Annotated in this window: 32 protein-coding genes; 11 read left to right on the plus strand and 21 right to left on the minus strand. The window is 61.4% G+C overall.

The window, feature by feature from the left end:
* Positions 1–11: 11 nt before the first annotated feature.
* On the minus strand, positions 12–1,625 hold the full coding sequence (locus NKH04_RS25135) for an extracellular solute-binding protein (protein WP_352771393.1): 1,614 nt from the start codon (positions 1,623–1,625) through the stop codon (positions 12–14).
* Between the two features lie 373 nt (positions 1,626–1,998).
* On the opposite strand from NKH04_RS25135, the gene NKH04_RS25140 reads away from it, so the two are divergent.
* From NKH04_RS25140 to NKH04_RS25150, 3 genes are all read left to right on the plus strand, one after another.
* Entirely contained in the window at positions 1,999–3,030 is a 1,032-nt protein-coding gene (locus NKH04_RS25140) for a LacI family DNA-binding transcriptional regulator (RefSeq protein ID WP_352772999.1), read from the plus strand.
* A gap of 241 nt (positions 3,031–3,271) precedes the next feature.
* Positions 3,272–5,404 (plus strand): TonB-dependent hemoglobin/transferrin/lactoferrin family receptor, encoded by a 2,133-nt coding sequence (locus NKH04_RS25145; RefSeq protein WP_352771395.1) that lies wholly within the window; start codon positions 3,272–3,274, stop codon positions 5,402–5,404.
* Positions 5,405–5,406: 2 nt separating this feature from the next.
* Positions 5,407–6,489 (plus strand): SIP domain-containing protein, encoded by a 1,083-nt coding sequence (locus NKH04_RS25150; protein ID WP_352541118.1) that lies wholly within the window; start codon positions 5,407–5,409, stop codon positions 6,487–6,489.
* Here NKH04_RS25150 and NKH04_RS25155 read toward each other — a convergent pair.
* The 3 genes from NKH04_RS25155 to NKH04_RS25165 all read right to left on the minus strand — a co-directional run bounded on the left by NKH04_RS25155 (position 6,486) and on the right by NKH04_RS25165 (position 8,610).
* Positions 6,486–6,908 (minus strand): aconitase X swivel domain-containing protein, encoded by a 423-nt coding sequence (locus NKH04_RS25155; RefSeq protein WP_352474226.1) that lies wholly within the window; start codon positions 6,906–6,908, stop codon positions 6,486–6,488. The two genes, NKH04_RS25150 and NKH04_RS25155, sit on opposite strands and share 4 nt — an antisense overlap.
* Entirely contained in the window at positions 6,905–8,155 is a 1,251-nt protein-coding gene (locus tag NKH04_RS25160) for an aconitase X (protein WP_352922163.1), read from the minus strand. The genes NKH04_RS25155 and NKH04_RS25160 overlap by 4 nt, the downstream gene beginning before the upstream one ends.
* 200 nt (positions 8,156–8,355) lie before the next feature.
* Positions 8,356–8,610 (minus strand): hypothetical protein, encoded by a 255-nt coding sequence (locus NKH04_RS25165; RefSeq protein ID WP_352474222.1) that lies wholly within the window; start codon positions 8,608–8,610, stop codon positions 8,356–8,358.
* Positions 8,611–8,885: 275 nt separating this feature from the next.
* Here NKH04_RS25165 and NKH04_RS25170 point away from each other — a divergent pair, with 275 nt between their 5' ends.
* Complete coding sequence (locus NKH04_RS25170; RefSeq protein ID WP_352922165.1) at positions 8,886–9,218, plus strand: hypothetical protein; 333 nt, start codon at positions 8,886–8,888, stop codon at positions 9,216–9,218.
* Between the two features lie 141 nt (positions 9,219–9,359).
* On the opposite strand, the gene NKH04_RS25175 is transcribed toward NKH04_RS25170, so the two are convergent.
* On the minus strand, positions 9,360–10,106 hold the full coding sequence (locus tag NKH04_RS25175) for a hypothetical protein (RefSeq protein ID WP_502896519.1): 747 nt from the start codon (positions 10,104–10,106) through the stop codon (positions 9,360–9,362).
* A gap of 380 nt (positions 10,107–10,486) precedes the next feature.
* Here NKH04_RS25175 and NKH04_RS25180 point away from each other — a divergent pair, with 380 nt between their 5' ends.
* Positions 10,487–10,801: a hypothetical protein gene (locus NKH04_RS25180; RefSeq protein ID WP_352922166.1), complete on the plus strand. Its 315-nt coding sequence runs from the start codon at positions 10,487–10,489 to the stop codon at positions 10,799–10,801.
* Positions 10,802–10,938: 137 nt separating this feature from the next.
* On the opposite strand, the gene NKH04_RS25185 is transcribed toward NKH04_RS25180, so the two are convergent.
* The 4 genes from NKH04_RS25185 to NKH04_RS25200 form a co-directional block, all read right to left on the minus strand.
* On the minus strand, positions 10,939–11,166 hold the full coding sequence (locus NKH04_RS25185; protein WP_352474214.1) for a DUF2934 domain-containing protein: 228 nt from the start codon (positions 11,164–11,166) through the stop codon (positions 10,939–10,941).
* An 86-nt stretch (positions 11,167–11,252) separates the two neighbouring features.
* Positions 11,253–11,465, minus strand: a complete 213-nt coding sequence (locus NKH04_RS25190; protein WP_352452715.1) for a hypothetical protein — start codon at positions 11,463–11,465, stop codon at positions 11,253–11,255.
* A 124-nt stretch (positions 11,466–11,589) separates the two neighbouring features.
* Complete coding sequence (locus tag NKH04_RS25195; protein ID WP_352474210.1) at positions 11,590–11,895, minus strand: DUF1236 domain-containing protein; 306 nt, start codon at positions 11,893–11,895, stop codon at positions 11,590–11,592.
* Positions 11,896–12,238: 343 nt separating this feature from the next.
* The gene (locus NKH04_RS25200) at positions 12,239–12,535 is read right to left on the minus strand and encodes a hypothetical protein (RefSeq protein WP_352474209.1); all 297 of its coding nucleotides are present in this window, start codon (positions 12,533–12,535) and stop codon (positions 12,239–12,241) included.
* A 168-nt stretch (positions 12,536–12,703) separates the two neighbouring features.
* Between NKH04_RS25200 and NKH04_RS25205 the strand changes: the two genes are divergently transcribed.
* Positions 12,704–12,979 carry a hypothetical protein gene (locus NKH04_RS25205; RefSeq protein ID WP_352474207.1) on the plus strand — a complete coding sequence of 92 codons (276 nt, stop codon included), beginning with the start codon at positions 12,704–12,706 and terminating at the stop codon, positions 12,977–12,979.
* 14 nt (positions 12,980–12,993) lie between these two features.
* Here the strand turns inward: NKH04_RS25205 and NKH04_RS25210 are convergent, their stop codons facing one another.
* From NKH04_RS25210 to NKH04_RS25235, 6 genes are all read right to left on the minus strand, one after another.
* Complete coding sequence (locus tag NKH04_RS25210; RefSeq protein ID WP_352474206.1) at positions 12,994–13,293, minus strand: hypothetical protein; 300 nt, start codon at positions 13,291–13,293, stop codon at positions 12,994–12,996.
* 171 nt (positions 13,294–13,464) lie between these two features.
* Positions 13,465–13,788: a hypothetical protein gene (locus NKH04_RS25215; protein ID WP_036245970.1), complete on the minus strand. Its 324-nt coding sequence runs from the start codon at positions 13,786–13,788 to the stop codon at positions 13,465–13,467.
* Positions 13,788–13,991 carry a hypothetical protein gene (locus tag NKH04_RS25220; protein WP_352491004.1) on the minus strand — a complete coding sequence of 68 codons (204 nt, stop codon included), beginning with the start codon at positions 13,989–13,991 and terminating at the stop codon, positions 13,788–13,790. The genes NKH04_RS25215 and NKH04_RS25220 overlap by 1 nt, the downstream gene beginning before the upstream one ends.
* Complete coding sequence (locus NKH04_RS25225; protein WP_352773023.1) at positions 13,976–14,245, minus strand: hypothetical protein; 270 nt, start codon at positions 14,243–14,245, stop codon at positions 13,976–13,978. Before NKH04_RS25225 ends, NKH04_RS25220 begins: the two co-directional genes overlap by 16 nt.
* A complete protein-coding gene (locus NKH04_RS25230; protein ID WP_352474200.1) occupies positions 14,245–14,457 on the minus strand; it encodes a hypothetical protein in 213 nt (70 codons plus the stop codon). Before NKH04_RS25230 ends, NKH04_RS25225 begins: the two co-directional genes overlap by 1 nt.
* Before the next feature lies 1 nt (position 14,458).
* A complete protein-coding gene (locus tag NKH04_RS25235) occupies positions 14,459–15,256 on the minus strand; it encodes an N-acetylmuramidase family protein (RefSeq protein WP_352922170.1) in 798 nt (265 codons plus the stop codon).
* Between the two features lie 152 nt (positions 15,257–15,408).
* Between NKH04_RS25235 and NKH04_RS25240 the strand changes: the two genes are divergently transcribed.
* The 5 genes from NKH04_RS25240 to NKH04_RS25260 all read left to right on the plus strand — a co-directional run bounded on the left by NKH04_RS25240 (position 15,409) and on the right by NKH04_RS25260 (position 17,611).
* Positions 15,409–15,594 carry a hypothetical protein gene (locus tag NKH04_RS25240; RefSeq protein WP_352474196.1) on the plus strand — a complete coding sequence of 62 codons (186 nt, stop codon included), beginning with the start codon at positions 15,409–15,411 and terminating at the stop codon, positions 15,592–15,594.
* Between the two features lie 133 nt (positions 15,595–15,727).
* Positions 15,728–15,910, plus strand: a complete 183-nt coding sequence (locus NKH04_RS25245) for a hypothetical protein (protein ID WP_352491000.1) — start codon at positions 15,728–15,730, stop codon at positions 15,908–15,910.
* A 178-nt stretch (positions 15,911–16,088) separates the two neighbouring features.
* Positions 16,089–16,256: a hypothetical protein gene (locus tag NKH04_RS25250; protein WP_352922172.1), complete on the plus strand. Its 168-nt coding sequence runs from the start codon at positions 16,089–16,091 to the stop codon at positions 16,254–16,256.
* Between the two features lie 153 nt (positions 16,257–16,409).
* Entirely contained in the window at positions 16,410–16,583 is a 174-nt protein-coding gene (locus tag NKH04_RS25255) for a hypothetical protein (protein WP_352452704.1), read from the plus strand.
* A gap of 476 nt (positions 16,584–17,059) precedes the next feature.
* Positions 17,060–17,611 carry an acyltransferase gene (locus NKH04_RS25260; RefSeq protein WP_353045155.1) on the plus strand — a complete coding sequence of 184 codons (552 nt, stop codon included), beginning with the start codon at positions 17,060–17,062 and terminating at the stop codon, positions 17,609–17,611.
* Here NKH04_RS25260 and NKH04_RS25265 read toward each other — a convergent pair.
* The 6 genes from NKH04_RS25265 to NKH04_RS25290 form a co-directional block, all read right to left on the minus strand.
* A complete protein-coding gene (locus NKH04_RS25265; protein ID WP_352819314.1) occupies positions 17,600–18,313 on the minus strand; it encodes a class I SAM-dependent methyltransferase in 714 nt (237 codons plus the stop codon). The genes NKH04_RS25260 and NKH04_RS25265 overlap by 12 nt on opposite strands.
* Before the next feature lie 185 nt (positions 18,314–18,498).
* Positions 18,499–21,702 carry an SGNH/GDSL hydrolase family protein gene (locus tag NKH04_RS25270; RefSeq protein WP_352922176.1) on the minus strand — a complete coding sequence of 1,068 codons (3,204 nt, stop codon included), beginning with the start codon at positions 21,700–21,702 and terminating at the stop codon, positions 18,499–18,501.
* 156 nt (positions 21,703–21,858) lie between these two features.
* Positions 21,859–22,209, minus strand: a complete 351-nt coding sequence (locus NKH04_RS25275) for a hypothetical protein (RefSeq protein ID WP_352541126.1) — start codon at positions 22,207–22,209, stop codon at positions 21,859–21,861.
* A gap of 1,113 nt (positions 22,210–23,322) precedes the next feature.
* Entirely contained in the window at positions 23,323–23,697 is a 375-nt protein-coding gene (locus tag NKH04_RS25280; protein WP_353045156.1) for a hypothetical protein, read from the minus strand.
* Between the two features lie 153 nt (positions 23,698–23,850).
* Positions 23,851–24,147: a hypothetical protein gene (locus NKH04_RS25285; RefSeq protein ID WP_352472061.1), complete on the minus strand. Its 297-nt coding sequence runs from the start codon at positions 24,145–24,147 to the stop codon at positions 23,851–23,853.
* 3 nt (positions 24,148–24,150) lie between these two features.
* Positions 24,151–25,878, minus strand: coding sequence for a hypothetical protein (locus NKH04_RS25290; protein WP_352922178.1), 1,728 nt, complete (start codon positions 25,876–25,878; stop codon positions 24,151–24,153).
* Between the last annotated feature and the right edge of the window lie 126 nt (positions 25,879–26,004).

Consider the following 26,004-nt stretch of genomic DNA (forward strand, 5'->3'; position numbering starts at 1 on the left):
TCCTGGAAGGATCAGGCGATCGGATCGAGGACGGTCGGCCAGGCCTCCTTGTTGGTCTTGATGGCTTCGAGAAGCTTCTCCTCGCCGGTGCGGCGGGCAATCTTCTTCCACTCGGCCTCGGTGTCGGCCATCGCCTGCTCGGCTGTCTTGGCCTTGGTCAGCGCGGCGACGAGGTTCTCGTCCAGCGCGTTGTGGAAGGCGGTAGCGCCGGGATAGTTGATGGTGGGCACGGTGCGGGCGACCGTCTCTCGCACCACGTCCATGTGGTAGGCGTGATAGGTCTGGCGAACCAGCGGATCCGAGAAATCCGATAGCCGGAACGGATCGAAGTAGCCGCCCGGATTGGCAGTCATCCAGGCGTAGATGCGGCTTGAGCCCAGCCACTGCAGGAACAGGTAGCAGGCCTCCGGATTCTTGGCTTGCGAGGACACCGACGCCGACAGATTGAGCCACAGCACCGACCGGCTGACCAGCTTGCCGTCGATTTCGCGGCCGGGCGGCAGCATCGAGCCGATCTTGCCGGTGACAGCTGAATCCTTGTTGCCGGCATTGTCGAGGAATTTCGGCAGATTGGAGAAGGCGCAGGTCATGGCCGCGCCGCCCTTGGCGAAATTGCCGTACTGCTCCGGCCAGCCCCAGGAGATCGCATCCGGCGAATGGTGCGAAAGCGACGCGATGTACTCGCTGGTCGCCGCGATACCTTGCTCCGAATTGATCAGCGGCTTGCCGGTATCGTCGAACAAGAACTGATTGGGCGAAGCCATTGAGACATAACGCTGATACCAGTTGGTGTAGCCCCAGCCCTGGTTGCGCAGATCGGTCGAGCCGAACAGGCCCTTGTCCGGGCGCTGGAAGAAAGCCGCGATCTCGTCATGCTGCTTCCAGGTCTTCGGCGCCGCCAGTTCATAGCCGTATTTGTCGGAGAAAGCCTTCTTCTCGGCTGCGTCGCCGAACAGATCGGTGCGGTAGACCCAGGTCTGGAAATCGCCATCCAGCGACACGCCGTAGGTCGAGCCGCGATACTGGTTGAGCAGCGAGACGCCCTTGGCGCCGTCGACATAGCCGCGCTCGGGATCGTCCCATTCCGGCTTGTATTGCGCGACGAAGTCGTCGAGCTTGAGGATGCCGCCGGTTTCGGCGAGGTCGCCAAGACGGTTCCATTCGACCGCGTAGATGTCATACGCCCCACCCTTGGTGGAGATGTCCTGCATCGTCTTGGTGAATTCCTGGCCGTTTGGCACACCGACGATTTCCAACGGAATGCCGGTTTCCTTCTCCCAGAGATCCTTGATCGACGGCGCGCCGGCCGGAAACGGCTGGGTCAACTGGCCGATCGAGCCGTCGGACAGGCCAAGTACGATCTTGGCCGGCGCCTTACCGGCGCCCTTCATCGCCTTGGCCGCCTCGATGGCGCGGCCCTCCGGCGTATCGGCACCATATTGATAGCGCTCCGAACCGTCGAAACCCGTCGGGCCACCGATCATGCCGGGCGCCAGGGCATCGGCCGCATAGGCACGGCTCGGGCGAATGAATTTCGGTGCAATACCTGCGGCGGCAACAAGGACTGCCGCCTTTCCACCGGACGCCAGCAAACGGCGCCGCGACACGCGGATCAAATTCGACATTGGAACTCCTCCCTCAGGGCCTTGTTTCCTCCACGGCCCTTATGATGGATATTGACGGCACTATACGAAGCCTGTCAACATCATAAATAATCAAAATACATCATAACATCTCACGGGAGGGGAAGAATGGCGTTTGTAAAGGCTCTCATACTGAAGCCGGTGCTTGAATTTGAGGGAGCCCGGCTGCCCACCTCCCCGCTTTGGTCTGCTTGGGCACTCTGGTGTAGCGCAACGGCTTGCGCATCGGCCAAGGCCGGTTACATCATTTCCCATCAGAATCGCGGACGGCGATGAAGCCGCTCTCCGACGGTGGACCCATGAAATGCGTGATCTCGATGCGCCCCTGGCGCGTTTTGGAATGAGGTGATCGACAGTGCGGTCCACCCTGACAGACATAGCCCGGGAGGCCGGCGTTTCGGCCGCCACGGTCGACCGTGTGCTCAACAACCGCGCCGGGGTCAGGGCGCGCACCCGTGAGGTCGTGCTCGAAACGGCACAGCGGCTTGGCTATATCGCTGAAAATTCGAATAATCCGAGCTCGCTCAACGCGGTTACTGGCGAGGTCATACGGCTGGATTTCGCCCTGCCCGCCGGCACCAATTCCTTCATCAAGATGCTGCACCGCCAGATCGAGGCGCAGGCGCAGGCGCGGCCCGACCTCGACGTCCGTGTCGCTACTATCGAAGGCTTCAATCCGGACCGGCTTGCGCGTCTGCTGCAGGAACTGCACGGGCAGACGCAGGGCGTCGGTGTGATCGCGCTCGACCATCCGACGGTCCGCGAGGCGATCCGCTCGCTTTCGGCCAGCGGCGTCAAGGTCGTCACCATCGCTTCCGACATCCTGCATGTGCCGAGGGTTGCCTATATCGGCATCGACAACCGCGCCGCCGGCCGGCTCGCCGGCTATCTGCTCAACCGCTTCATGGGTGCCGGGCGTCCGGGCAAGGTCGCGCTGTTCGCAGGTTCGCTCTCCTATCGCGGCCACGAGGAGCGCGAGATGGGCTTCCGCCACATACTGACGGAAGAATCGCCCAATCTGCAGATCGTCGAGATGCGCGAAATGCTCGACGACCGGGAAAAAGCCTATTCGGAGGCCTCCGCCCTGCTCGACCGGCACCCGGACCTGGCCGCCATCTACAATGTCGGCGCCGGCAACACCGGCATCGCCCGCGCCCTCAAGGAGCGCGGGCGTGCGCTGTCGACGGTCTTTCTCGGCCATGAGGTGACGGAAGGCACCAAGGAGCTTCTGCTCGACGGCACGCTGGACGCGGTCATCGACCAGAACCCGCGCGTAGAGGCCCGCGAGGCGCTCAACACCTTGACCCATGCGGTCAGGGGCTTGCCTTACGAACTGCACCAGCCACGGCTGCAAGTGATCTTCAGGGAAAGCATCCCGGAGATCTGAACCAGGTGAAGAAGCACGGGTGCGTCACAAATTCATAATCGCTCGGGCGAGATTTTGGCGGCCAGATCAAGGGTCCGACCGAGAATCTTCGATCAGGCTCAGACCTGCAAAATTAAATTGACTATTATCATCATGTTTTAATAAGTATCCCTGCCCGGCCCGTGTGTCGAGGCTTCTCCATCATGCCAGCCAGGGCCAACGGCCGCCGCCAGCAATCTTTGCTTTTCCCGGGGCTGCACGCATGAAACAGACAAGCAACAAGACCTTGATGGCGAGCACCGCGCTCGCCTTCGCGCTCGGCCTGTGTGCCGCGCCGCTGGCCGCCGCGCAGAAGCCGGAGAAGAACGGCGCCGCCGCCAAGGCCGACCGGCCGGTCAAGGTCGCCCAGCAGGCTAGAACTGGGCAGAACGAGCCGACCGTGCTCGACCTGATCACCATCTCGGCGACGATGATCAAGACGGCGATTATCGAATCGATGGCCGCCATCAGCGCCGTCGATCAGGAAGAGCTCGAACGCATCCAGCCTGACACCGCCGCCGACATGTTCCGCACCACGCCCGGCGTTGCCGCTTCGATGAACGGCGACGATCCGGCAACCGCCATCAACATTCGCGGCCTCGAACAATATGGCCGCGTGGTGGTGACGCTCGACGGCGCCCGCCAGGATTACTGGCGCGTCGGCCACGGCTCGGGCTCGTTCTATGTCGAGCCGGAACTAATCAAGGAAGCGACCGTCATTCGCGGCCCGGTCTCGAACGCCTATGGCTCGGGCGGCATCGGCGGCGTTGTCTCCTTCGAAACCAGGGATGCCGGCGATTTCCTCAAGCAGGAGGAGCGCTGGGCGCTGAGCGAGAAGCTGGGCAATGAGGATAATGGCGACGGCTTCACCACCAGCACCACCGGCGCCTACCGTTTCAGCGACGACGCCGACATCATCGGCAACCTCATTTATCGCGACCGCGACAGCTACACCGATGGCAATGGCGACGCCGTGCCATGGACCGGCGAGAGCATCACCAGCGGCTATATGAAGGCGACCCTGCGGCCGGCCGACGGCCACGAGCTCAAGCTCGGCGCGATCCTGCAGCGCTACAATGACCAGATCACCGGATCGAGCGGCTCGACCTCGCCAACACTGAGCCGCTACGACACCGACACGACCAACCAGACCTACACGGCTGCTTATATGTGGAGGCCGGACGACAACGAACTGATCGACCTCAGTGTCAACGCATACCACAACCGCACGCGCGCCGAGCAGACGCAGGTCTGGCCGGCAACGGCGATCGGCAACTTCCGCTATTACGACGTCGCCACGACCGGCTTCAACCTGAAGAACTCCTCGCGTTTCGACGCCTGGGAGTTGGCACATACCCTCACCTACGGTCTCGACTACTACTATCTGGAGGCCACGTCGGAGGCCGCGCATTTCGGTTCGGGCGAGCAGCAGGGTTATGGCGGCTTCCTGCAATGGCAGGGCGACTACAGCGACTGGCTGCAGCTCATCGCCGCCATGCGCTATGACGGCTACCAGCTCGACGGCAAAACGAAGACCGTGCCGCCGGCGGAAGCCTCGATTTCGGGCGATCGCTGGTCGCCTCGCCTCACCGTCGGCGTGACGCCGTTGGATGGCTTCCAGCTCTACGGCACCTATTCGGAAGGCTACCGGGCACCAGGCCTGCAGGACGTCTATCGCGGCGGCGGCGCGCATGGCGGCGGCGACAGCTACCAGCCTAACCTGCTTCTGCAGCCCGAAACGGCGAAGAACTGGGAAGCCGGGATCAATCTGAGATATGACGATGTGCTGGCCGCAGGCGACCTGTTTCGTGCCAAGGTCAACGTCTTCCACACCGCCGTCGAAGACTATATCGACGTCGACCTCACCGTTTTGCCGCGGATGGCGATCAACATCGGCGACGCGCGGCTGAAGGGCATCGAGGCCGAAGCCGTCTACGACTATGGCTGGGGGTTCGCGAACCTCGCCGGCGCCCTGATCGACGCCAAGGTCGTCAGCGGCGTCTATTCCGGCCAGACGCTGAACAACACGCCGCTCGACCGCTTCTCGGCGACCGTCGGCTTCCGCATGCTGGAAGACCAGCTCACCGTCGGTGCGCAATATCTCAGCGTCGGCAAGATCACCCGGACAAGCCGCACCAATCCCGACGCGCCGGTCGTGGTCGATGACGGCTTCGACCTGGTCAACGTCTTTGCCAACTGGCGCATCAACGACTACGCCAAGCTCGATTTCAGCGTCGATAACGTCTTCAACACCGCCTACACCGACCCGCAAAGCGCCTGGTCGACGACGGCGGCGACGGAACAGGGCAAGGGCCGCACCTTCAAGGTGGCGCTCACAGGCAGGATCGGAGGTTGAGAATGAGGGAAGCTTCAGTGAGCGGACTGGCCTGCGAAGCGCGCTTGAACCTGCGCAACCTGCCGCATTACATCGACCGCATCAGCGACAGGCTGCAGAGCTTCGATGCCGATGCCTCGCGGGAGGGGCAGCGGCTCGACTTCCGCTTCGCCTTCGGCGACGCGTCCCTTGACATGGAGCGGCTGGTGATGCGGGCCAACGCCGCCGACCGCGATGGGCTGGCCCGCATCAAGGACCTGCTGGCCACCGCCGTAGAGGTATATGCCAAGGAAGAAAGTCCCGAGATCGTCTGGACCGGCGATCTCGCCGAAGAAACCCGCCTCGCGCAGTTCCGTGAGATGGTCGTCACCCAAGTCGGCGACCTGACGCGGCATATGCGCCGCATCCGCTTCGCCGGCGAGGATCTCTCTCGTTTTGCGAAATTCGGCGGCATGCATATCCGCATGCTGTTTCCGACCAGGGACGTCCCCGATCCGCTCTGGCCCGTGCTCGGCAGCAATGGCCTCCCGGCATGGCCCTCGGACGACAGGCGCCCGGCAGCGCGCGTCTACACCATCCGGGCCCTCGACGTCGAAATGGGCATCATCGAGGTCGACTTCCTCATCCACCCCGGCGACAGCGTCGGCGCCCGCTGGGCCATGCAGGCGGCGCCCGGCATGAAGATCGGCATGATGGGGCCGGTCGGCCGTCGGGTGCGACCGGCGTCCTGGTATCTCATGGGCGCCGACGAAACCGGCCTGCCGGCGCTGGCTCGCATGCTGGAGACGCTGCCCGCCGAGACCAAAGGCGTGGCCTTCATAGAGATCGCCGACGATGGCGAACGGCAGGTCGTCGACAACGCAACCGGAATAGAGGTGCACTGGCTGCCGAGAAATGGGGTGCCAGCCGGGCTCGACGACAGGCTGGCGCGCGCCATCCGGTCAGTCGCATGGCCGACCGGTTCGGCATTCGGCTGGTTTGCGGCCGAAGCGGCAGCCGCCACGACGGTGCGCGAACACTGGCGCGGCACGCTGGCGCTCGGCCGCAACGAAACACTGGCGGCAGCCTACTGGCGGCGGGGCGCGGCGGGACTGATGGCCGGCTAGAGCTTGCTCACCATCGCTTGCGCATCTTCGCCCAGACCGATTGCGATCCGGTCGCCGGAGACAATGCCTGACACGTCGCAGACAACCAGCGGCATGCTGATTTCGTAGAGGAATTCGGCAACGATGGCGCCGACGGCAAGGATCGGGTCCGGCCGCTCCAGGATAATGCCGGCCGGCGCCGTGCCTCTGCGGATCGCTTCGGCCAGAACCGAAGACGAGGACGACGACCCTCGCCCGCTCGGCATCACCAGGATCTTGCGGGCGATATTGCCGCCCAGGTCCGGATGCGAATGGTCGATGATGTCGCCCGTTTCGACGTCGATCCCGCCCCAGAAGCTGAGCGCCTGCGAAAGCACCAGCGCTGGGCCTTGTGCCGAGCCGGAAAGGTGGAATGTACCGGTTCTGGCCGGCGTCTTCATGGCGCGCCTCGCACGACGCGGCCGGCCGCAGCGGAGCGGACGCAGTCTTCCATGTCACCGAAGGCCACCGAGACACCGATATTGCCAGGTGCGTAATGCGCCCATTTGCCCGAATTGGTCATCACCACGCCATCGAGACGCTCGAGGATCGACGTGACATAGGTGCAGGTGTCGGTGACCGGGACAAGGCCGAAGGCTTCCATGCCGGCCAGTGCGCCTTCGTCCTGCAGCCGCGTCAGCGTCGCGCGCCCTGTGTTGACATAGATCGGGACACCTTTGCCTGGACCGACTTCGCGCAGCAGCGGCAACAGGCGCATCCACTCTTCATGGGAGAAATGCGGCGTGCCTAACGACACGGCTGCGAGCTGCACGCCGTCGGGAACGCTCGACAGCCTGGCCAGCGCATGGTGGATGTCAGCGCGAGAGATCCGGATTTTTTCCTCCGGCGCCAGGCCGTGCAACGCCTCATCCGGCGTCTTCGCCTCCGGCGTGATGCCGACGGCATGAAACAGCGCCACGGCACCCGTCGTTGCCGCCGCCGCCCCCAGCGCCTTCAATTGGTCCTCGTCGCGCGGCTGCGGCAGGCCCGATATGACAGGGATGCGGTCGCCAGCCCTTTGCCCGATGATCAGCCCGACGCCGACAAACAGAGCGTCGCTTGGCTCGAAAGCAGCGTCAGTCAGCTCGAACAGGACCTGGCCTCGTCGATTTTCACTCAGATGCAGCCCCCATGCCGGCGCGCGCCCGGTAATTGCGCAGCACAAATCGATAAAATCGCCATAGCGGTTGGTCCGCGCGCCGATCACCGAATTGGCAAAGACGATGGCGTTGGATTCACCCCAGGCGATCTGCTCGCCGAACCTTGGCCGGAACCGGGTCTGATAGGGTGCGCAGGTGAAGGTCGCCTGGCAGCCGAGTTCCAGATGCGCCTTCATCAGGCGTCGCGCCGGCGTTTCTTGCGACACCGGCATCTTCACCAATCCGGAATGGATGAGGTCGAACGAACCGACATTCAGCGTCGTCGGCACCCGAACGCGGCCGCCGCCCTCGATCAGCCTTTCGACGAAATCGAGGCTGGCCTGGCCGTGATAGAGGCAGCCGTCTATATGGGCACCGGCAATGTCCAGCAACTTGCGCGCGCCGACCGCCTTCGAAAAGGCAACCAGGATCGTCATGGCGGCAGCCGCTGCCGAGCCTTGCTCGCCATGCAGCATCGACTGGTCGCCGGCCGTCAATTCCAGCGTCATCGGCAATATTCCCGAGCCCGCACTATGCCGATCAAGCACTCCCTGATTACGGAGCGTCTGGCAAGACAGAGCTTTGGATCTCTTCTACTTCGCAGCCGTCAGCAGACCAGACGTTCACAGCTCATCGCGAAGCAAGAGAGACGCGAAGCACGGTCGCAGAGCGGGCGATCCGCGGCGGAAACGGCGCTATTCCTTCGGCGCTATTCCTTCTGGGACGGTCCGTCGGCCGCGCTGCGGTCACCATCTGCAGAATGCGGCAGAATGCCGAAATCGCGCGACTTGGTCCCATGCGCCGCCGTCAGGAAACCATCGGCTGTGAGACCTCGCCTCAAAAGCTCACGTACCGCGGCCGACCGGCTCGGCATGTGCTTGTCGAAGCGCCAGTTCTCCAACGCCGCCAGTTCATCGACGGTCAGCATGATCTGCAATCGTTCCGGGCGTTCCAGTTCGGACATCTCGGCCTCCTGTCACACCAGCCTAAATGCAGCTGAGTTAGTGTGTTCCTAATTTTCTGTAGAATTAGGTACGTGAGCAGAATGCGTCAAGGCCTTCGGATCAGCGAGTCATGCAGAAGTCAGATGAAGCGGATCAAGCGTCAGATAGGCAATCAACAAAATATGCTAACTATTTGACATAAAACGAGTTTTTAAGGAATTTCGCTTGCCGATCGCGAATCCTGGGCGCATCGTGGAACATGAGGGACAAACCGCTCCTGAAGGGAAGGTTTTCCATGCGCTACGGATTTTCGGTTCGCCTGCACGAAGACGTCAGTTCCCGAGTTCGGGCTGTATTGCGGTCCGGGATTGCCATCAATCTGACTGCTGTCGCCGAAGCCGCGCGACTGCAGAACCTCGCCGAGAATGTTGCGCGCGAAGACATCGAATGGCTCGTCATGCAAGCAGCCCAGCTCTACGGGGCGGCCATCGAGTTCGACGGCTACGCGGAAACCGATCTGGCGGAGCTTGCGTGCCCTCAGCTGATGCAAAGCAGCCCCGCCGCGGGCTGGGATTCCCTGGAAGACGAAGCGTCCGCTTCGCCGGATCCTGGCCGTCAAACACACTGAGCGCGTGCTCGTGTGAGCCCCCGCCATGCTGACGCCACGTGCTCGGAAAAAAGCCCGCCGCAATGGCGGGCTTTGGACTGCTGGAGCTTTGGTGGACGAAGGCCTCTCGGCCTGGTCCGACATTCATCCGATGTATTCGCCTTAGCGGCGGGCGATCAGCAGGCACAATTGGCGCAGATCGCTGTCGTAAGTGCCTCCGCTGCTGAGCACGTCAACGCAGCGCTTCTTCATCCTGGCCAATTTGTCGCCCGACATGTCGGCAACGACCTGAGGCAAGCTGGGATTGCTGGGGTTGCTGGGATTGGAAGGGCTGCCCGGGTTGGACGGATTGCTCGGATTGGTACCACCGCCGATCCCGACACCGGCGCCGACATTGATGCCGCTGCCGATCCCGACCCCCGCGCCAGCCCTAACGCCGCTGCCGATACCTACCCCCGCGCCGGCAGCAATGCCACCGGAACCGCCGATCGTCGCGCCGGCACCGGCGTTGATGCCGCTTCTGCCCCCGACCGATGCGCCGGCGCCCGCCGCGATTCCGCTGGAACCGCCAACCGTCGCGCCGGCACCGGCGTTGATGCCGCTACTGCCGCCCAACGACGCACCGAGGCCTGCCTTGATGCCGCCGCTGCCGCCAACCGTCGCGCCGGCACCGGCGTTGATGCCGCCACGACCGCCAACCGTCGCGCCGAGGCCGGCTTTGATGCCGCCGATGCCGCCGATGGATGTTCCAACACCAACGGCAATTCCGTCCGCGGCATTCACGGGCATCGAGAGCATGAAAATAACTGCGCTGCCTGCCACCGCATCGGTGATTGTTTTGATTAAGGTGGTCATAACACTCTCCTTGCTGTAGTTGCGCTGAACAGCCCGCGACGTCGCCGGTTGCATACCTACTAATTTGCAAGAAGATGATCGGTTTCGTTGCCGATCAGCTCGCTGGCCTCATGGTATATTTTCAAATAACAGCCGCGTGAAATTTGTACTGAAATTTTCCGAAAGTTTTACTTTGGGATGGCCTCTACCAATTGAAGCGATGCGAGACTCAGCTGATGGCGCCGCAACAGACGAACGTTGCGACGGTCGGCGGCCAAAGAAGGCGAATTCCTAATCAGCAAACCACAACATCAAACCTACCTACGGTAATAGAACAAGGGGGGCCGAGAAGATCCGCGCTGCGCGGGTTTGCTTCACTGTGCTGCGTCATTTTTGCCGGAACCTTTCCATCACCCGGGTTGTTTTTTCTGTAGTCGCCACATGATGATAACCCAATGATGGAGATCAACATGCTTACGAAAATCGTGACAGCTTCCATACTTGCAGCCGGTCTGGCGACCGCGGCGATGGCCCAGAACGCCGGGTCGGACAACAATGCGCCTGGCAGCGAGAAGAGCATCGTCGTCCAGCCCAAGCCGAACGGTATTGACCCTGGCACGACCCGCAGCACGATGGGCACGACGGGTACCATGAACTCCAATGGGGATGAAAACTGCCCTGCAACCCCGCAAGGAGCTCAACCCGATGCATCCAACAAGCCTGCCGGGACGGTTTCACCGACTGTCAACGACAACAATTGCGGTAAGTAGTTAGCCGCGCCAATCGGGCTTGCCATCGCGGGCTTGCGGCAGCAGGACCGGTCAGGACTGATTTTGCTGCCGATCATGGAACGATGTATGGGCCGACCACCCGCGAGATCCAGCGTTGGAATCAAATCCGCTTGCGTTCACGCTTTACGTGGTCGCGCCTTGGATTTGCTTCCGTCCTTGCTGGCGGCCGGCTTAGGCTGGCGTGCTTTCGGCTTCGGTCGGCTGGCGGTCTCCGGCGCGGCGGTTTCTGCGTCGATTTCGGCGGTAGCCTGATCCCAATGCTGCTGATGCGCCCCGTCGGGCCTGCCTGCCTGTTCCCAGATCGCGTGTGCTCGCTGGCGAATCCGTTCCTGCCTGTCCGTCACTGATACCTCCGTCGGCTCGGTTGATGCGTAAGCAACCTTGTTCTAGCTGAAATTTCGACCGGCGTCTTGAGCGGCAGGCGACACCGTCATTGAACCTCTCTGTCACACAGGACGGCGACCCCGAGGAGCGCCGCCTTCTTGATGATCAGCCCTTCAAGGTCCGCGTCCGAGCGCTCGGTTCCGGTGCGTTCGCGCAACAGTGCTATCGCCGCCTTCATCGACAGCAGGCCATCGCCTCGTTCAGCAAGCAGTTTGTCGACGGCTGCGGCCACGTTGACCGGCTCGACATGCGGCAGCATGGGAATGGCTCCTTTCCTTGTTTCGAGACGACAGCGGCTCCATCCCGATCCCTCGGGATGGAGCTCTCATTTGATAATTTAGGCCATGACCTTCCAAATCCGGTTCGCGGTTTGGCAACGCCGATCACTCGATGACCTGCACGATCTTGCGGGTGTCTGGGTCGACGAGCACGGTGCGATTGCCGACGACGACGTATCTGTACCGCACGTCTGGAACATCGATCGGTTGCAGCTCGACCGTATCGGGCAACGTGGAACCGATATTGAGCTCCACCCCCAGAAGACTGATCGACGCCAGCGGGTGCTTGTGGACGTATTCGCGGATGACCGTCTGCTGTTTGGGCGTGACAATCACCTGGTCCGCGGTGGCCACGCCGACGCCGGCAAGCAACGCCAATCCCGCCGCAGCAGGAACAAGGTGGATTTTCATCGTCTACTCCTGTTGTTACGGGCCTCGCCCTTACAATTGCGACGCGGCATTCCGGTCGAAGCGGCGAACCCTCTAGGCAAACGCCCACGCCACCTTGTTGTTCCGTAAGTGGCGGCTAATCGAACAGCGGTGAAGTGCCCGCGCGATGCGGCGAATGGACTGCGAATGAGCTTGCGGTGGCCCGCGTCGCAAGACGCGGGCCGATCGGTTTCCCGATCAGCAGCGATACCGGAGGGGGGTGATATCTACTGCGTCTGAAATAACATTTAGGACAAGCTAATGTTCCTCAGCGAGTGCAACAAACCTGCCGGCGCGAGCGGCGCGAAGTTGCCGCTCGTCGCTGCTACTGCTTTGGCGGCTGTGGCGGCACCTCGCCGGGCTTGATCACCGGGGTCTTGCCCTCATCCGGCGGTGGCGCCGCCATGCCCTGATCGCCCGTTGGCGGCGGCTTCAGGACCCCACCGCATGGCTCGAGCGTATCGGACAAATTGTTGCCGGCCGGCTTCTGCTGTTGGCTGTTCTGGTCCGGCGGCTCGACTTTGCAGCGGTCGGATTGCGCCTGTTCGCCCGGCTGCGCGGCCGCCGGCACCGCCAGCAGCAGCGCACCTAACATGTACGGCAAGAAAATGAGCGGTCTCATGTCGAGCTCCTTTCGCGCCAGTATCTTCTGAATGTGAAGGCGGGCCGGCGCGATTGGTTCCGTCGTGCGGCAATGCGCGCGGACCGCAGCGGCCCGGAACCGGCTGCCAGACTTATGAGTTCAACCACTGAGCCAATTCGGGGCCGCTGACATTATGGAGAACCGGCGATGGAACCGCGCAGCAAAGAACGAACCGACGACGAGACGGAGAGCCCGACGATCCAGCAGCAGGACTGGGATGCCATCCGGAGCGGGAGAATCCTCCCTGACGGCGTGCCGCAAAACGGCGATATTCGCTATGACGTCGAGAAGAGCGGCGAACTGCCGGAGGAGGACGACGACAACGCTTACCAGGACAGCGACGAGGCCTTGCCGGACGATACGGATGAACGTGTCATTTCGCGCGATCTCGCACGCGAAGGTGGCCCTTTCGACGAGGAATGAGCCGCCGCCTGCTTTCAATTCGGGAGGTCGAAGAGCGGCTCCTGGCAGCGATAGACCAGACATTGACCGTCACGCGTCTTGATATACGCGGCGCGCGGCACCTGCGGCCAGTCGCATTCATTGCCGAATTGGCGGACGTAACGGTCGTAGGTGTTCTGGCCGGTGGTGAGCACGACAGAGCGATGCCTCTGGATCAGAAGCTGCGTCTGTTCGCATGTCATCGCGCGGCTGTCCGGCCGCGCGTCGGCCGTTGCGGCAAACAGAAGCGCCCCGGCTGTCAGGACTGCCGCTTGTGTCTGGACCTTGGCAAGCATGACACCATCTCCCATGCCTAACGCGCATCTTGGTCGGGCAGCGCCGGATCGAGCCGCCCTGTCGCGAAAGAAAGATCGTACAGAATGCGAGCAAAAATGCAAAAAGCCCGCCGCACCTTTCGGCGCGGCGGGCTCCAACTGAACGTCACTATTTCGGCGGGCTTGGGCGGCTTATTCCTCCTTCACCGGCCCGAACCGGCGCACGATAACCTCGAAGACGATGTCCGAGATCCACATCGCCGAGACGCCGATGAGGAACGCCGCGGCCAGCGTCGTGGTGTCGTCGTCCGGAGAAGGAATGGGCAGGCCGGCGGCGCGGAAATAATGCACGACCGGCAGCGTCAGATAGGCCGCCGCCAGCGCGCCGCAGATCGGCGAGGCCACCATTTCGCGGACCTTGTAGCGATGGCGCGACAAGGCCCGCAAAATGCCGCCGGACAGGCCGGCGACCAACACCGGCGCCTTGATGCCCAGGACGTCGAGCAATTCGTGCATCATGGCGTCCACCCGCACCATCTGGCGCCCTGCCCGTTGAAGGCGTTCATCTCGTCGAGCTCGGGCCGGCTCATGGCGGCAACGACCGGGGAGGATGGCCGGCGCGGCTGGTTGTGGTCGCACCAGACCTGGCGCGGATTGCCGGCCGGCGCGGTTGTCGTGCAGCCGGCGAGCACCACGCAGAGGATCAGCGCCTTGCCCATTTCTCAGCCTCCGCCCTTGCTGCCGCATCGGCCATGCCGGCGGCCTTGCGCTCTTCGGCGGCGGCCTCGCGCCTCATTTCCAGACGATCCTCGGCGGCCGCGACTTTTGCCTCTGCCTGTTTGACCGCCTCCTTCCTCGCCCGGTTGATGCCGCCGGCAACGTAAAGGCCGATGCCGCCCGCCACAGCAGCGAATGCCGTCATGACGACCCTGTTGCCGATGATGGCGCTGAGAATGCTGAGAAGCGCTGCCATCACAAGTCCTCCGCGCGGCGGCGGCGCAGGAACTCGGTCAAAACGCCGTTGATCACAAGAAACCAGGGGAACCATTCCCCCGGAACGACCGGCGAAAGAACCTGCGGGTCGACATAGGTGACGATAGTCGCGATGACGCCGATGGCCGCCTGAAGCCGCGCCCAGAATATTGTCTCGCTGTCGCGGAAAAAGCTCTTGATCCGGGTCCACATGTCATTTCCTTCCGAATAGCTTGAGGATGGCTGATAATTTGAGGATGGCGGCGATCAGCGCTGCCCAGAAGCCGGGCTTGGCGACAGCCACGGGAGGTACAGAGGGCGTAGCGGTCGCTTGGGGAACGGCAATTGGCTTAGCGGGCTCTGGCGGGACTGCAGGGGTGACCGCCGATGACACCGGACCGGCAGACGGCCAGGGCGTGTCCTTGATGCGCGACCATTTGCGATAGGCCTCGGCAAGCCTGGTATCGTAGGCGTTCTTGCGATAGCCGGCGCCGTTGTAGCCCTTGGCGAATGCCGACCAGTCATGATTGCGCAGATTGTCGTCGAGCCGCTTCTCGACGATGAAATCGATCGCCGCGCCGAGCTGCAGCGCCTCGTCCGCCATCATCGCCTCGGCCATCGCCTGCACGGTAAGGAAGCCTGCCGCCATGAAATTCTCGCCGAGAACCTGGCCCAAGCCCCACGAAGCGGATTTGAGCGCCGCGGTTTCGTCGATCGCACAAGCTGCTCTGAGCCGTGGGTAGCTATCCCTGGGATAGGGCTTTGCGCCCCACTTCGGATAGGCGAGGCCGGCGGCTACCGCTTGTGCCCGCTTGGCACCCGACAGGTTGCGGTAGAAGACGTGCGGTTCGAACAAGATGACCGGCCGGCCAACGGCGTCGAAGCCGTGCCCGCTGGTTTCAACATCGAGGAACGCGTGCATCTCGTCCTCGCCGACGCCGATCCGGGCGCCGAGTTTCGGCAAGTCTATATCATCGAGGCGCCTGGCGGCGCCCCTGAACGTCATGTCCATGGGCAGTCCTTTCCGCCCTTGCGGGCAAGGTTTTGAGGTTGAAAAAGCAGATGCGCGGCGGCAAAGCAGAATTTGGCGGCAGCCCGCGCCGATGTGGCAAGCAAGGTTGATGTTTTCGACCCGCCGTGTGAAATGGCCGCGGGATGGTGCACATGTCTGATGATGAACAAACCGCTGCGGCACGCTGGTCGGTGAAGTCCGAGCTCCGCGCCGTCGCTCGCGACAAGCCGTTGCTCGCGGTGCTGGCGGCGATCCTCTGTCTCTATTGTGCGTTTATCGCCGGACCGATCGTCTATGCGGTGCTGGCCATCAACGGCATTGCGGATTTCTTCAAATGAAGCCGGTTCCGGCGATATCGCTGCGGTCAGGCGCGCTGCGTTTTCGGCCCCGAAATTGCTCGGGCTGAATGAAATTGCCTAGCCGGGATGAAACTGTTCCCGTCTATCGTTCGTAGCTTTAGCGGGAGGACACGTGACGATAAGAATCAGGCTTCCGGGCGGCACCTTGAAGATCAAGAAAAGGAGCGAGCTGCGGCGCCGCGAGCAGAACCGCGAGGTGCCGGTTTGGCAGGTCGGCAATTACTTCGTCATCTGGTGGCCGAGCGGCGTGTCCGATCGCCCATCCTCGCCCAGAAAATCCTCGCCCAGGAAATAGCCCGCGCACCCGACGATCCCGACTGGCACTGGCGCCCCCGTGCGGGATCGGGAACCGCCGCGTGCGCCCAAACCTCAAGACCGCTCGACTAGTCCCAGAAATAGTCAGCGGGCAGGCATTGACTCTTCCGCAGCGGAAGGTCTCTGATGCTGCATTGCACAATGGGGTGGCGGAATCGATGGCGGTGCGTATCAGGATGCCTGGCGGCACACTGAAGGTGAAGGTGTACCGCGAATTGCGCGACCGCGAACGCGCCCGCCGCATACCCGTCTTCAAGATCGGCCGGATCTATTTCACCTGGTGGTCGAACCGCCAGCGCCTGATTGATGATCAGTCGCCAGGATGAAGCTCCTTCGGCCGGCCCTGCCCGCCTGGCACCGCGAAGCCTCCGCAGCTCGCAAAATAAGTTGATGATCCTGCTGTTGACTCTTCCGCAACGGAAGGTCTCTACTTACCGCATTGCACACAATTGCTGCGTTGCACAACGGGAGTTGAACCGATGGCAGTGCGTATCAGGTTGCCTGGCGGCACTCTGAAGATGAAGACCTATCGTGAGTTGCGGGCCAGGGAACGCGACCGCCGCGTGCCTGTGATGAAGATGGGCTCGCTGTATTTTGTCTGGTGGTCGAAAAGCCAGGACCCTCACCAGAAGCCGCAGGACAGCAGACGGTAGCCCGCCGGCGCGGTGGGTCTGCGTCGGCGATGAACCCTGACAATTCCGAAATACCGCCCAGTTGTAGGATTTCTGGTCGGCCTGCTGTGCCATTGTTGGTGCGCACAGCATCCCGAGCGGCCCTCGCAGAGCAATTCTTCTGACGTCTTTTCGGCGATTTAAAACGGCGTCCAGACTGGCGGCCGCGGGCGTTTTGCAAGCTTGCAAACCGCCGCCGCTTGTCGCAATAGCTAGGCCGTGAGGAGTCGCATGGATGATGGAGACTGACCTGCTTATTGCGAACAGCCAACTTCGGCTGTCGGTTCAGTTAGCCGAAGGGCAACTAATCCCACCCATAATCCCTGATACTGACCTCGAAGACGCGGCGCCGGCATTCTTCGAAGGGGTACACCAACATTGGAAGCATTTCAGATTCTTTGAGCAATCGCAGCCTTTCGCTGAGAGGTTGTCCAAGCCGCACTTCGACCGTAACTGATATGCCATTCGTTCCATCATTCCTCTACCGCCTAGCCGGCATCAACTCCGGTCCCGCGACGAAGCTAAGTTTGCGGAGCGTCCGCAGTTTGCGGCGAGGCAAGCATGCGATCGGCGAAGAATGCATCATCAACGGCGTCTTTTCCTTCGATCGCGCTGATGCAAAGATCACCGTGGGAAAAAGATCCTATATCGGCAAGAGCCACCTCGTCGCGGCTGAGAGGATCGAAATCGGGGATGACGTGATCATTAGTTGGGGTACCACAGTCGTCGATCACAACTCACACGCGACGGGTTGGCAAGACCGCAAGGAAGATATCGCCGACTGGCATCAGAGAAAAAAGGACTGGTCAAAGATCACCATTGCGCCAGTGAAGATTGAAGACAGCGTCTTTATCGGCTTCAACGTCATCATTCTCAAGGGCGTAACGATCGGCAAGGGATCGGTCGTTGGTGCGGGGTCTGTCGTCACAAAAGACGTGCCGCCCTTTAGTATGGTTGGCGGTAATCCTGCAAAGCAAATCGGCGGCGCTGCCGCTAGATCAGCGACTTAAGCACAGAGCTCCGGCCATGTAGGCCATGCTGCGCATCGCCATCTTGGGTGCAAACCTGAGAAATTCGGTCCGCAGTCTGTGTTTTACCCATCCTTTTTTTTCGCCAGCCAGGTGCTGTTCATAGGCGAGGTCGTGCGCAAAAACCTTTAGCCGTTCGACCTTCAGCCCGGACGTTTTGAGAAGGTTTTCAAACGTTTGGGTTGTGTAGAAGTTGATATGCCCATACGGCCCTGACATCCGAATGGCCTTGCTGAGATCTCGCGTATGCTCCAAAGGCACTTCGATATACAGCTTCTTGCAGACCCGAGCCGCCTCCCTGAGAAACATCCGTTCGTGTTCGACGTGTTCGACGACGTGAATGGCAAGCCCGAGATCGAACGACTTGTCGGGATGAGGGATGTGATAGCCGTCGAATACGTCGATGCTGGCCAGTTTGGCGATTTTTCTTGCCTTGATAGCCTCGACGCCGCTCTTCGAAATCTCGACGGCGCCAAGCTTCTTACCGAGCCCCTTCCTGTTCAGCTTATCCAGCACCGCACCTTCGCCCGCCCCGATGTCAAGAATCCTGTCGAAGAACTGGCCTTGAATGATCGCTTCGATGTGCCCGACCGACTGGTTCGAAGCTATGTCCCGTTTTGCGGCTACTTTTCCATCGGCGTAATAGTCATCATAGATGTCGATGATGCTGCCGGCATGCGCCATGGGACAATCCTCCAAGGATAGCCCCCGCCGACCTCATCCTGCCATTGCCTGCGAACGGCGTCCAGCGTCGACTACGGCGCCGCCTGCCCAGACCTCAATGAGACCCTCAATGTCGCCGTCAGGAACCGGGATTTCACGGCTGCGTGCCGATTTCGCCCTTGTGCTGAATAGCAGATGGCATTGGGCTATCCCCGCTCCGCAACTTGTTCGATGAAGCGCAGCGCATTGCCGTCATGGCCGGCATCGTTGAAATGCAACCCCTCTTGGTAGTTCCCAGAGTTGATGTAATCGAAGCCGTCGATCGGGATGGTCAGCACGTTCCGGGACCTGTAGGTCTGTCGGATTGCGCCGAGAGCGGCGTCATAAGTTCGGCCGCCGGTGTAGCTTGCATCCCATGCCGCCGAAGGCCGCGTCGGCGGCATGACAAGGATACGCGGTGCAGCGGCCGCTTCCAGCGCGTTGATGATTGTTGCGATGTTTGCCGATATCGTGGCTGGCGGCGTGCCAAAGCTGTCATTGATGCCGAGCGCCAGGATGGGCACGATCTTGCCGCCGGCGTAGCCGCATTGAGCGGCGGCCGATGTAAGACGCGCAGTGTTGAATGACGAGAAGGCATAGCTGCCGTGTGCCGCGCGCAAGGTGCGCAGGCGCGGACGCGAGCCGGCCGCCTTGACGCCAAGCCTGATGAGCCCGGTAATCTCGACAGGACCGCCGACAGCCGTAAGAGTGTAATTGCCGCTTGCCGCCTGCGCGGTGAGCGACGGCCCCGAATATCGGTCAAGCGCCAGGGCGCCGGCGCAATTGACGGTTTTATAGGCCGCGCCGCCGTCGAAGGCAAAGGCAAGTGAGCCCTGGGCTGCGTCCTGGGTGTAGTGGACGTCGACCTGTTCATAGGCGCCGGTGAACGACAGGGTCGCGCCGGCCGCTAGGATGATGCTCTCGCCGATCGGCCCGCGCGACCCTGTCGACACGCTGCCGGCGACAGTGACGCCATAGAAGGTCGGAACGTAGGTAGAGCTTGGCCGCAAAGCAGTCATGCCCGGTTCATCGTCGGCAATGCCGATATTGGCAAAGCGGGTAACCAGGTTGAACCAGTGTTTCGGCCCGTCGCTGGCAAGTGCCCAAAGGCCGATGCTATCGGCGATCAGGCAGAACACATCGTTGTTGGCAATATGTTCGGCCATCTTCGCGCGAAAGCCGTCATAAAGATTTTGCAGCGACGGCTGGCGCGGAATGAAGAAGCGCTTACCGTTGACGGCCGGCTTGCCAGGTCCCCAAAAACCGTCGCCAGATGCAGGAATGGCCGTCAAAGCGAAATTCCCAGGCGGCACATAGGGATTAGGATGAGCGGCGGTCGCCGACGCAAACAGCGCGGTCGCATCAACGACGCCATTCGGATCTGCGCCAGCCAGCAGATTCATGCCGTCATTACCGCCGCCCCGGGTCAAGGCGCGGTCGGCATCGGCGAGCAGACCGGTTTTGATCGTAAAGCGAAGCTCATATCGATGCTGGGCGGACGATGCTACGGTCGCGCCAAGCGACAGTGCGCCTGCCTTGATCCATGCCGGGATGCCTTGCGGGTTGACGCTGTTTTGAAACTTGTAGGCGCCGCCGCTGATCGCCGGATATTTGCCGGCTGGGATTGGGATACCCAGCGGAATATGGGCGACCCCGTTGATCAGCGTCACCGCATATGTGCTTAGGACGTTGACCACCAACCCGCCGAGATAGTCCACTACATGAATGAGCGCAGCGCCGGCGCCAGCGCCAGCGCCAACTTCGACCGCTGTAATATAGCCGTCGGCCGGCGCTGGCGTCTGCATGATGACGCTGTAGCTGCCCGGAACGTCCGACCCGGTGTTGACCAGCGCCGGCCAGCCGATTTCCTGGCTAATGCCGACAGCGGAGACGAGACCGTTTGCCGTGGAATAGGCAGCGCGCGCCTTGACGGCGACTTCGCCGGTGAAGGTCGCCTTCCACTGCGGGCCATTTGCCGCGCCTATGGTCTTGGCAGTATGCGAGGTCGGTACCACCGCTGTGAACCACTCGACTCCACCGTTCGGAATTGCCCCGGCAGTATAGTACCAGCTGCCAACTCCAGTGCGCTGGACGCCCATGACGCTCCCGGCCGGCTTCAGAATCGCGAGTCCCGAAACAACTGACGACGGGCCGGCTGGAACGGATATCGTTTGCTCGGAAACAAGGCTAAGCGTCCCGTCGCCCTCGAGGTGGGCGAAGACAATATGGGCTGTCCCTGGCACGGCGCCGAATCCAAGCTCCAAGGTCGAGAGATATTCATCGGCCGCAGACACCGATCCAGGCCAGAAATAGACGCTGTCGTTGGTAATCAGCGTGCCGCCGACAGAACCAGTGATCGGAACCGGCCCAATCGCCCGCGAGCTGATCAGGGCAATTTCCGCCGGTGACGCACGAATACCCGTATCGACGGCAATCGGGCCTGTCCCGACGCTGTGAAGCCCCACAATGCCGGCGCTGACCTCCGTCCAGAAATACTCGCCGACATCGACATTCCTGCCCAGCACCGCCGCTGCGGCGGCGCCGGCGAGCCCTGCCGACGCCGCAAAACTGAACGTCGGCGCCACTGTGTAGGAGCCCGGCGCCGTGATCAGTATCTGCGTCAGCGCCCCGCCCGCCACCACGAAGCGGCCGGCGGCGCCCGAACCGGTCCCGCCGGTAAACGCCAGGTCGAACGTGCCGTTGGCGCCGCCGGAGCCTGGCGTGATCGCACCGTTGCCGGCGACGCCGAAGCCGATTGCCGCCGCAGTCGTCGGGAAAATGCCCTTGCCGTAGAGCGAAGCGTCGCGTGCAGCCTGAGCGCTGATGACGGCGGCCGCGGCCGCGACGGCATCGGAATTGGTGGCAGCCCGGTCGGCTGTGGTTTGTCCGGCATTCGCGGCGGAAGCGGCGGCACTGTCGGATGCCTGGCCGGCGCTGGCTGCGGCAGCATCCTTCAGCGCCTGGGTTTCATCGCGCAGCGCTTCGACCTCTTCGACCACATCGGCGATGTCGGGCGGAACGGATGCGGCGATGGTGATGGCATCGGCGCCGATGGCCGGCTCGTCGGCCGTGAACTCGAACACGCGGTCGGCGTTGACCGACCCGACCTGGGTGTGAACGGTCGTGCCCTTCTGCAGGGTGCGCGTAGAACGGGCGTCGGCGGCGCGGAACCAGTCGCCTTCGCTCGCCGTGTAGATGCCGTTCTGCGTCGGGTCGGCCTGGTCCTTGACCAGCACGCGGTCGCCGATTTCGGTCGGCACGCCGTCGATGGCCTGCAGGCCGTGCAGGAGGATGTCGGCCGTGGTTGCGAGGCGCACGGGTTCGCGTTCGCCGGTCAGGAGACGAACGGCGGCAGTTGCAGGTCGGGACATGAGGGCTTGCTCCATAAAAAAAGCCCCGCATAAGCGAGGCTGGAAGGGGGTTCGGTGCTGTCGGTGGGAGACTTAAGCTACGCGGCCGGACACCGCGCTATCCGGCGCAGCCGGCGATTTACATTTTCCGGACGGAGAGCGGCAACGCGGTCGAGACTACAGCAGCCCGCCAATGAGCCTTCTTGTGCCCCTCATGGCCGCCAGCCCGCAGGCCATGCCGGCGCAGTCGGCGACCCAGTCGAGGATATCCATATCGCGCGCGATCAGCTGCACGCCCTGAAGCAGCTCGATCGCCGCGCCGGTAATGGCAAGGAGCACGACCAGCCTCGTCTTGTGTTCCGGCCAGCCGAGGCTTCCAAGCGCCGCCAGCACCGCGAACGCCGCGGCGTGGTTGAGCTTGTCGTGCTGGAAGGTGAAGCCCATGTCCAACTCCTGCAGGAAGCGCACCGGCGAAAGCGCGAGCAGGAGGACGCCGGCCAAGGTGAGCAGAAAAACGATCCTTGCCATGGTCGAAAAAGAGTCCGTGCGCAACAGGTCAATCCTTCATCTGAAACAGGAGGCGATCCAGGAGGCACCGCCAAACTGACCGCTCGGCGGTTAGCAGGCCATAAGCCAGGATCGTGACCACAATCAGACCGCCGGCACGTTGCGTGCCTGGTCGCCATTTCCGGCGTGCGCACTCACCAGTGATTGCGCCAGTGCTGATCCGGTCGAACCGAGTGCCGGGCTTGCATCCGCGACGAGCCACGGAGCACGCCAGTACATCACTTCGGGAGCAACGAAAGCACGTTCTCGTCAAGGAACTGACGGCGCTTGCCGACAAGCGGCAGCCGATCACTCTCGAAGTTCCGGCAACACCCTTTCGTCGAGAAATTTGAGACGGCTATCCAACATTTCGGCGTTGGCTGGGCTAGGCGGCACGTTGACCGGGATTAGATCTGCCACCGAGTCCCCCGTCGCGCAGCTTCGACCCACTCTTCCATGGCGCCGATATATCCATCCAGCGCCTCGTATGGAGTCTTGGCGTCTACCGCCGGCAGATATGTCGGGGGCACATCGCCGACGATTACCCATATCCATGGGTCAACTTCCGGCCTGCCCGGAACAATCTCGAAGAGAAAAATATAGGTTATGCCGTCGGCCCCGTATCCAAGGTATTCCCCCTTGATGTCTGAAACCCAATCATAGAAATCAAGATATTTTCAGGGCTTCCAGACGTGCAGCATCAAGCTCTTCATCGCCTGTGCTTTTGTCAGTCGACGGCAAGCGGGTGACGCTGGTCAAGTCGGGTTTGACGTCGCTATAATTTCTCTCGACCACTTGTGTTCCCTTTCATTTCTTGCTTGAGCCATCTTCTTCTTGCCCAGCGAGCATAGTCTCCTGCATCGCCATGGTGTTTAATATGATCTGCTCTCGCACGATGCGTGATGTTTGAGAGGTGATCTGCCCCCCGTCGGCCAGCGCTTTCTCGTGAGACACATCCATATTCCGGCCCGTGGGCTGATTGGTCCTTGCCAGAACGCTCCGTGCGAAGTGACGCCCCGGTTTCTTGCACCGCTGTCGGCTCCGCCGCTCAGCGTCGCAATCACCCATGTCAACCGTTACAATTGGAAGTCGAAACTAACTCCGCTCCGATTCTGGGTGTTCGTCGAGGGTTTTGCCTCGCCTCCATGGCGAGGTTTTTGTCTCGCGCCAAGCATACCAGCCGTAAGGTAAATCAGCCAACTGCATAATAGTCTTGTCTTTTTCAACCATATTTTTCAGGCTTATGATCATAATATCGCTTTCATCGAAATCTTCGGATTCATCCGCGTGAAACTGCCATGATCCGTCATCATCATCATGCACGACGCGAGCAACCCACCTACCATTGCGTATAGCTTTCCTGTTTACAAAAACAGCTACGTTCTGGGGGTCTTCAAACTTCCATTTAGTCATCACAGCGCCTATTTGTTCCACTTTCTCTGTTTCGAATTCTTGCAACCATCCTTGCATTGGTGTAACTATTCGATCCGGGAGTCTTTGTCGGATCAACTGGAATAAGCGGATCGATGTGATCAAACTGTGATTCGTTGGCGGAGGAGTAACACCTTTTTTTACTTTCACCGGGTCAAAGCAGAGTAAACTCCGCTACCATTCAGAATGTGTTTAGGTGATTTTGTCGCGCTTCCATGGCGAAGACTTTGTATCGCGCCACGCACGCCAGCCTAACGGCAAATCCGCCAACTGTGCAACAGTTCCATCAAGCTCGACCACCTCGACCAAGGCCACTAAAATTAGGTCATCTTGATCAACTTCAGCTTCATTTCCGTAGAATTGCCACGACTCATTATCGTCGCCGTCATCATCATGTGACACATACGCAATCCAGCCGCCCCCCCTAAATATCTTCCGAGTCGAAATAACGGCTGTGTTTTTTGGGTTTTCGAACTTCCATTCGGTCATATGTCACCTATTTGTTCGATTTTCTATATTCTCAAACCCAGCCGTAAGACGAAGATTTTTATAGCTATTTGATCCTGACGATTTTGTCTTGTCAGCGGGATTAACCGGATCTATGTGACCGATATGAGCTTCGTTTTTTGGAGGAGTTACGCCTCTTTTGCTTTTCTTTGCTGGAATTATTTCTATACCACTCTCATCCGATCTCAAAATTCCATCATTCACCCTTTTATTTTCCTCGAAAATAGCTATCCTCTGCTTCTTTGTTGGATCCTTGCCGGACGCAACGTTGGGAGGATCTTCCAAATGCGTATAGGGCCTCCTTATTTCTCGGGCCTTGCCGGTCGAGATCGGAATCTCTTCTGCATTGACAGAAACCGGGGGAGCCCCACTATCCAGTACGATATCAGGTTTAGCATTCGCAGAACGCCCGGCAAGCCTTGCCAACACCTGGCTGCCAACTGCACTGAGCCCTTCGGCAAGGACATTGCCGCCCGCCCCCCAAAGCGCGCCGTTGGCAATTCCCCAGGGGACGCTCTGTCCTGTGTTGAAGGCGTATGCCCCGCCATAAGTGCCACCCGCCACACCCCCGACGCCAGTTCGGGCAGCAAGACCGATCAAGCCGTTCTCTGCCGCCGCGCCAACGCTTGCCCGGCCCAGCAAACCGAACAAACTCTCCGCCAGGCCATATCCGCTTAAGCCGGTGCCGAGGGCTTCCGCCGCCCAACCGGCCGAACCGGCCCGGTCCTCGGCGTCCTCGGTCTTGGCCTGTTCATCTTCGAGGAGGTTCTGGTAGTTTCCTCCGGACCAAGCGGAGTCCAGCCCGGCGGAGATCGCATCCGCACCGCCGGCGGCCGCGCCCTTAGCCGTGAGGCGGCCGACATCCGAGAACGCCAAGCCGAATTGCTGTAGCCACGGCATGGTGCTGTACTGGGCTTGGGCCGGATGTTCCCCGATCCACGCCAGCCTGTTCTTGAGCACTGCAACCTGGGCTTCCAACGACTCTGGCGCGACGTTCGGATCTTGGGCGGCCTTGGCTCGCCACTGGGCTTCCGCCGCCACAGAAATCTGTTGGGTTGTCGCCTTGCGGGCATCAGGATCGCGAACCGCCAGGACGATCGAACTCAACTTGGCAAGGCGCTTTTCGAACGGCACGCCTTGGTCGATGTATTTCGCCGCCTGCTGGCCAGCTACAGCCCAGGGCATTGGCAGTATTCGGTCGAAGCCCAACTCCTGCTGAGCAGCGACGGCCCAGGTGACGGCAGCCTTATAATCCTCAGGAGCTGTGATCTTATCCCAGTCCGGAGCATGGTTCGGGAACAGTTGGCCGACGTAACCGGCGGGATCGGCGCGCCTGGCACCCAGCACCAATTGCGCGGCGCCGGCCCTTATCTCATATTGCTCCCGCTCTTCCGGCGAGCCGTAGGGGCCGGGTTCAAAATCCCGAATCTGGGCGTGTATCGCCTGGTTCGGGACGGGTCGCATGTCGAAAACCGCGCGGCCGATATCAGCCGTTATGTCGAAGGCTTGGAGACGCTTGCCGCCATCTTCGGCGCCGTACACGGCAGTGAAGTCTTCGGCACCCGGTGTCTTGCCAGAATAGCTGCCGGTATTGGCAATGGCAGCCGGCGCGTTCTGCAAGGCGATGTCGATGTTCGTGCGCGCATCGACCAGGCTTGCCACAGTCGCTACCTGCGCCTTCTGGCCGAGACCCTGAACCGTGTCCGGCGACAAGTCGGCAATCCAGGGTCCTGCGGCAGCCCAAGCCGTATTTCCGACGGGCCCCACGGAACCCGTGCGGATAGGTGTTTCGTCGGACGGAAGGCCACCTACGGGCGCTTCGCGCGTCGCCAGCACGCT

Source organism: Mesorhizobium sp. M1365 (assembly GCF_040317865.1).
Lineage (GTDB): Bacteria > Pseudomonadota > Alphaproteobacteria > Rhizobiales > Rhizobiaceae > Mesorhizobium.

What these genes read in the sequence shown, in the direction of transcription:
- NKH04_RS25135 (WP_352771393.1), bottom strand. Translation starts at nt 1,625, where the DNA reads ATGTCGAATTTGATCCGCGTGTCGCGGCGCCGTTTGCTGGCGTCCGGT.
- NKH04_RS25145 (WP_352771395.1), top strand. Translation starts at nt 3,272, where the DNA reads ATGAAACAGACAAGCAACAAGACCTTGATGGCGAGCACCGCGCTCGCC.
- NKH04_RS25150 (WP_352541118.1), top strand. Translation starts at nt 5,407, where the DNA reads ATGAGGGAAGCTTCAGTGAGCGGACTGGCCTGCGAAGCGCGCTTGAAC.
- NKH04_RS25155 (WP_352474226.1), bottom strand. Translation starts at nt 6,908, where the DNA reads ATGAAGACGCCGGCCAGAACCGGTACATTCCACCTTTCCGGCTCGGCA.
- NKH04_RS25160 (WP_352922163.1), bottom strand. Translation starts at nt 8,155, where the DNA reads ATGACGCTGGAATTGACGGCCGGCGACCAGTCGATGCTGCATGGCGAG.
- NKH04_RS25165 (WP_352474222.1), bottom strand. Translation starts at nt 8,610, where the DNA reads ATGTCCGAACTGGAACGCCCGGAACGATTGCAGATCATGCTGACCGTC.
- NKH04_RS25170 (WP_352922165.1), top strand. Translation starts at nt 8,886, where the DNA reads ATGCGCTACGGATTTTCGGTTCGCCTGCACGAAGACGTCAGTTCCCGA.
- NKH04_RS25175 (WP_502896519.1), bottom strand. Translation starts at nt 10,106, where the DNA reads ATGCAACCGGCGACGTCGCGGGCTGTTCAGCGCAACTACAGCAAGGAG.
- NKH04_RS25180 (WP_352922166.1), top strand. Translation starts at nt 10,487, where the DNA reads ATGATGGAGATCAACATGCTTACGAAAATCGTGACAGCTTCCATACTT.
- NKH04_RS25190 (WP_352452715.1), bottom strand. Translation starts at nt 11,465, where the DNA reads ATGCTGCCGCATGTCGAGCCGGTCAACGTGGCCGCAGCCGTCGACAAA.
- NKH04_RS25195 (WP_352474210.1), bottom strand. Translation starts at nt 11,895, where the DNA reads ATGAAAATCCACCTTGTTCCTGCTGCGGCGGGATTGGCGTTGCTTGCC.
- NKH04_RS25200 (WP_352474209.1), bottom strand. Translation starts at nt 12,535, where the DNA reads ATGAGACCGCTCATTTTCTTGCCGTACATGTTAGGTGCGCTGCTGCTG.
- NKH04_RS25205 (WP_352474207.1), top strand. Translation starts at nt 12,704, where the DNA reads ATGGAACCGCGCAGCAAAGAACGAACCGACGACGAGACGGAGAGCCCG.
- NKH04_RS25210 (WP_352474206.1), bottom strand. Translation starts at nt 13,293, where the DNA reads ATGCTTGCCAAGGTCCAGACACAAGCGGCAGTCCTGACAGCCGGGGCG.
- NKH04_RS25215 (WP_036245970.1), bottom strand. Translation starts at nt 13,788, where the DNA reads ATGCACGAATTGCTCGACGTCCTGGGCATCAAGGCGCCGGTGTTGGTC.
- NKH04_RS25220 (WP_352491004.1), bottom strand. Translation starts at nt 13,991, where the DNA reads ATGGGCAAGGCGCTGATCCTCTGCGTGGTGCTCGCCGGCTGCACGACA.
- NKH04_RS25225 (WP_352773023.1), bottom strand. Translation starts at nt 14,245, where the DNA reads ATGGCAGCGCTTCTCAGCATTCTCAGCGCCATCATCGGCAACAGGGTC.
- NKH04_RS25230 (WP_352474200.1), bottom strand. Translation starts at nt 14,457, where the DNA reads ATGTGGACCCGGATCAAGAGCTTTTTCCGCGACAGCGAGACAATATTC.
- NKH04_RS25235 (WP_352922170.1), bottom strand. Translation starts at nt 15,256, where the DNA reads ATGGACATGACGTTCAGGGGCGCCGCCAGGCGCCTCGATGATATAGAC.
- NKH04_RS25240 (WP_352474196.1), top strand. Translation starts at nt 15,409, where the DNA reads ATGTCTGATGATGAACAAACCGCTGCGGCACGCTGGTCGGTGAAGTCC.
- NKH04_RS25250 (WP_352922172.1), top strand. Translation starts at nt 16,089, where the DNA reads ATGGCGGTGCGTATCAGGATGCCTGGCGGCACACTGAAGGTGAAGGTG.
- NKH04_RS25255 (WP_352452704.1), top strand. Translation starts at nt 16,410, where the DNA reads ATGGCAGTGCGTATCAGGTTGCCTGGCGGCACTCTGAAGATGAAGACC.
- NKH04_RS25260 (WP_353045155.1), top strand. Translation starts at nt 17,060, where the DNA reads ATGCCATTCGTTCCATCATTCCTCTACCGCCTAGCCGGCATCAACTCC.
- NKH04_RS25265 (WP_352819314.1), bottom strand. Translation starts at nt 18,313, where the DNA reads ATGGCGCATGCCGGCAGCATCATCGACATCTATGATGACTATTACGCC.
- NKH04_RS25270 (WP_352922176.1), bottom strand. Translation starts at nt 21,702, where the DNA reads ATGTCCCGACCTGCAACTGCCGCCGTTCGTCTCCTGACCGGCGAACGC.
- NKH04_RS25275 (WP_352541126.1), bottom strand. Translation starts at nt 22,209, where the DNA reads ATGGCAAGGATCGTTTTTCTGCTCACCTTGGCCGGCGTCCTCCTGCTC.
- NKH04_RS25280 (WP_353045156.1), bottom strand. Translation starts at nt 23,697, where the DNA reads ATGCAAGGATGGTTGCAAGAATTCGAAACAGAGAAAGTGGAACAAATA.
- NKH04_RS25285 (WP_352472061.1), bottom strand. Translation starts at nt 24,147, where the DNA reads ATGACCGAATGGAAGTTCGAAAACCCAAAAAACACAGCCGTTATTTCG.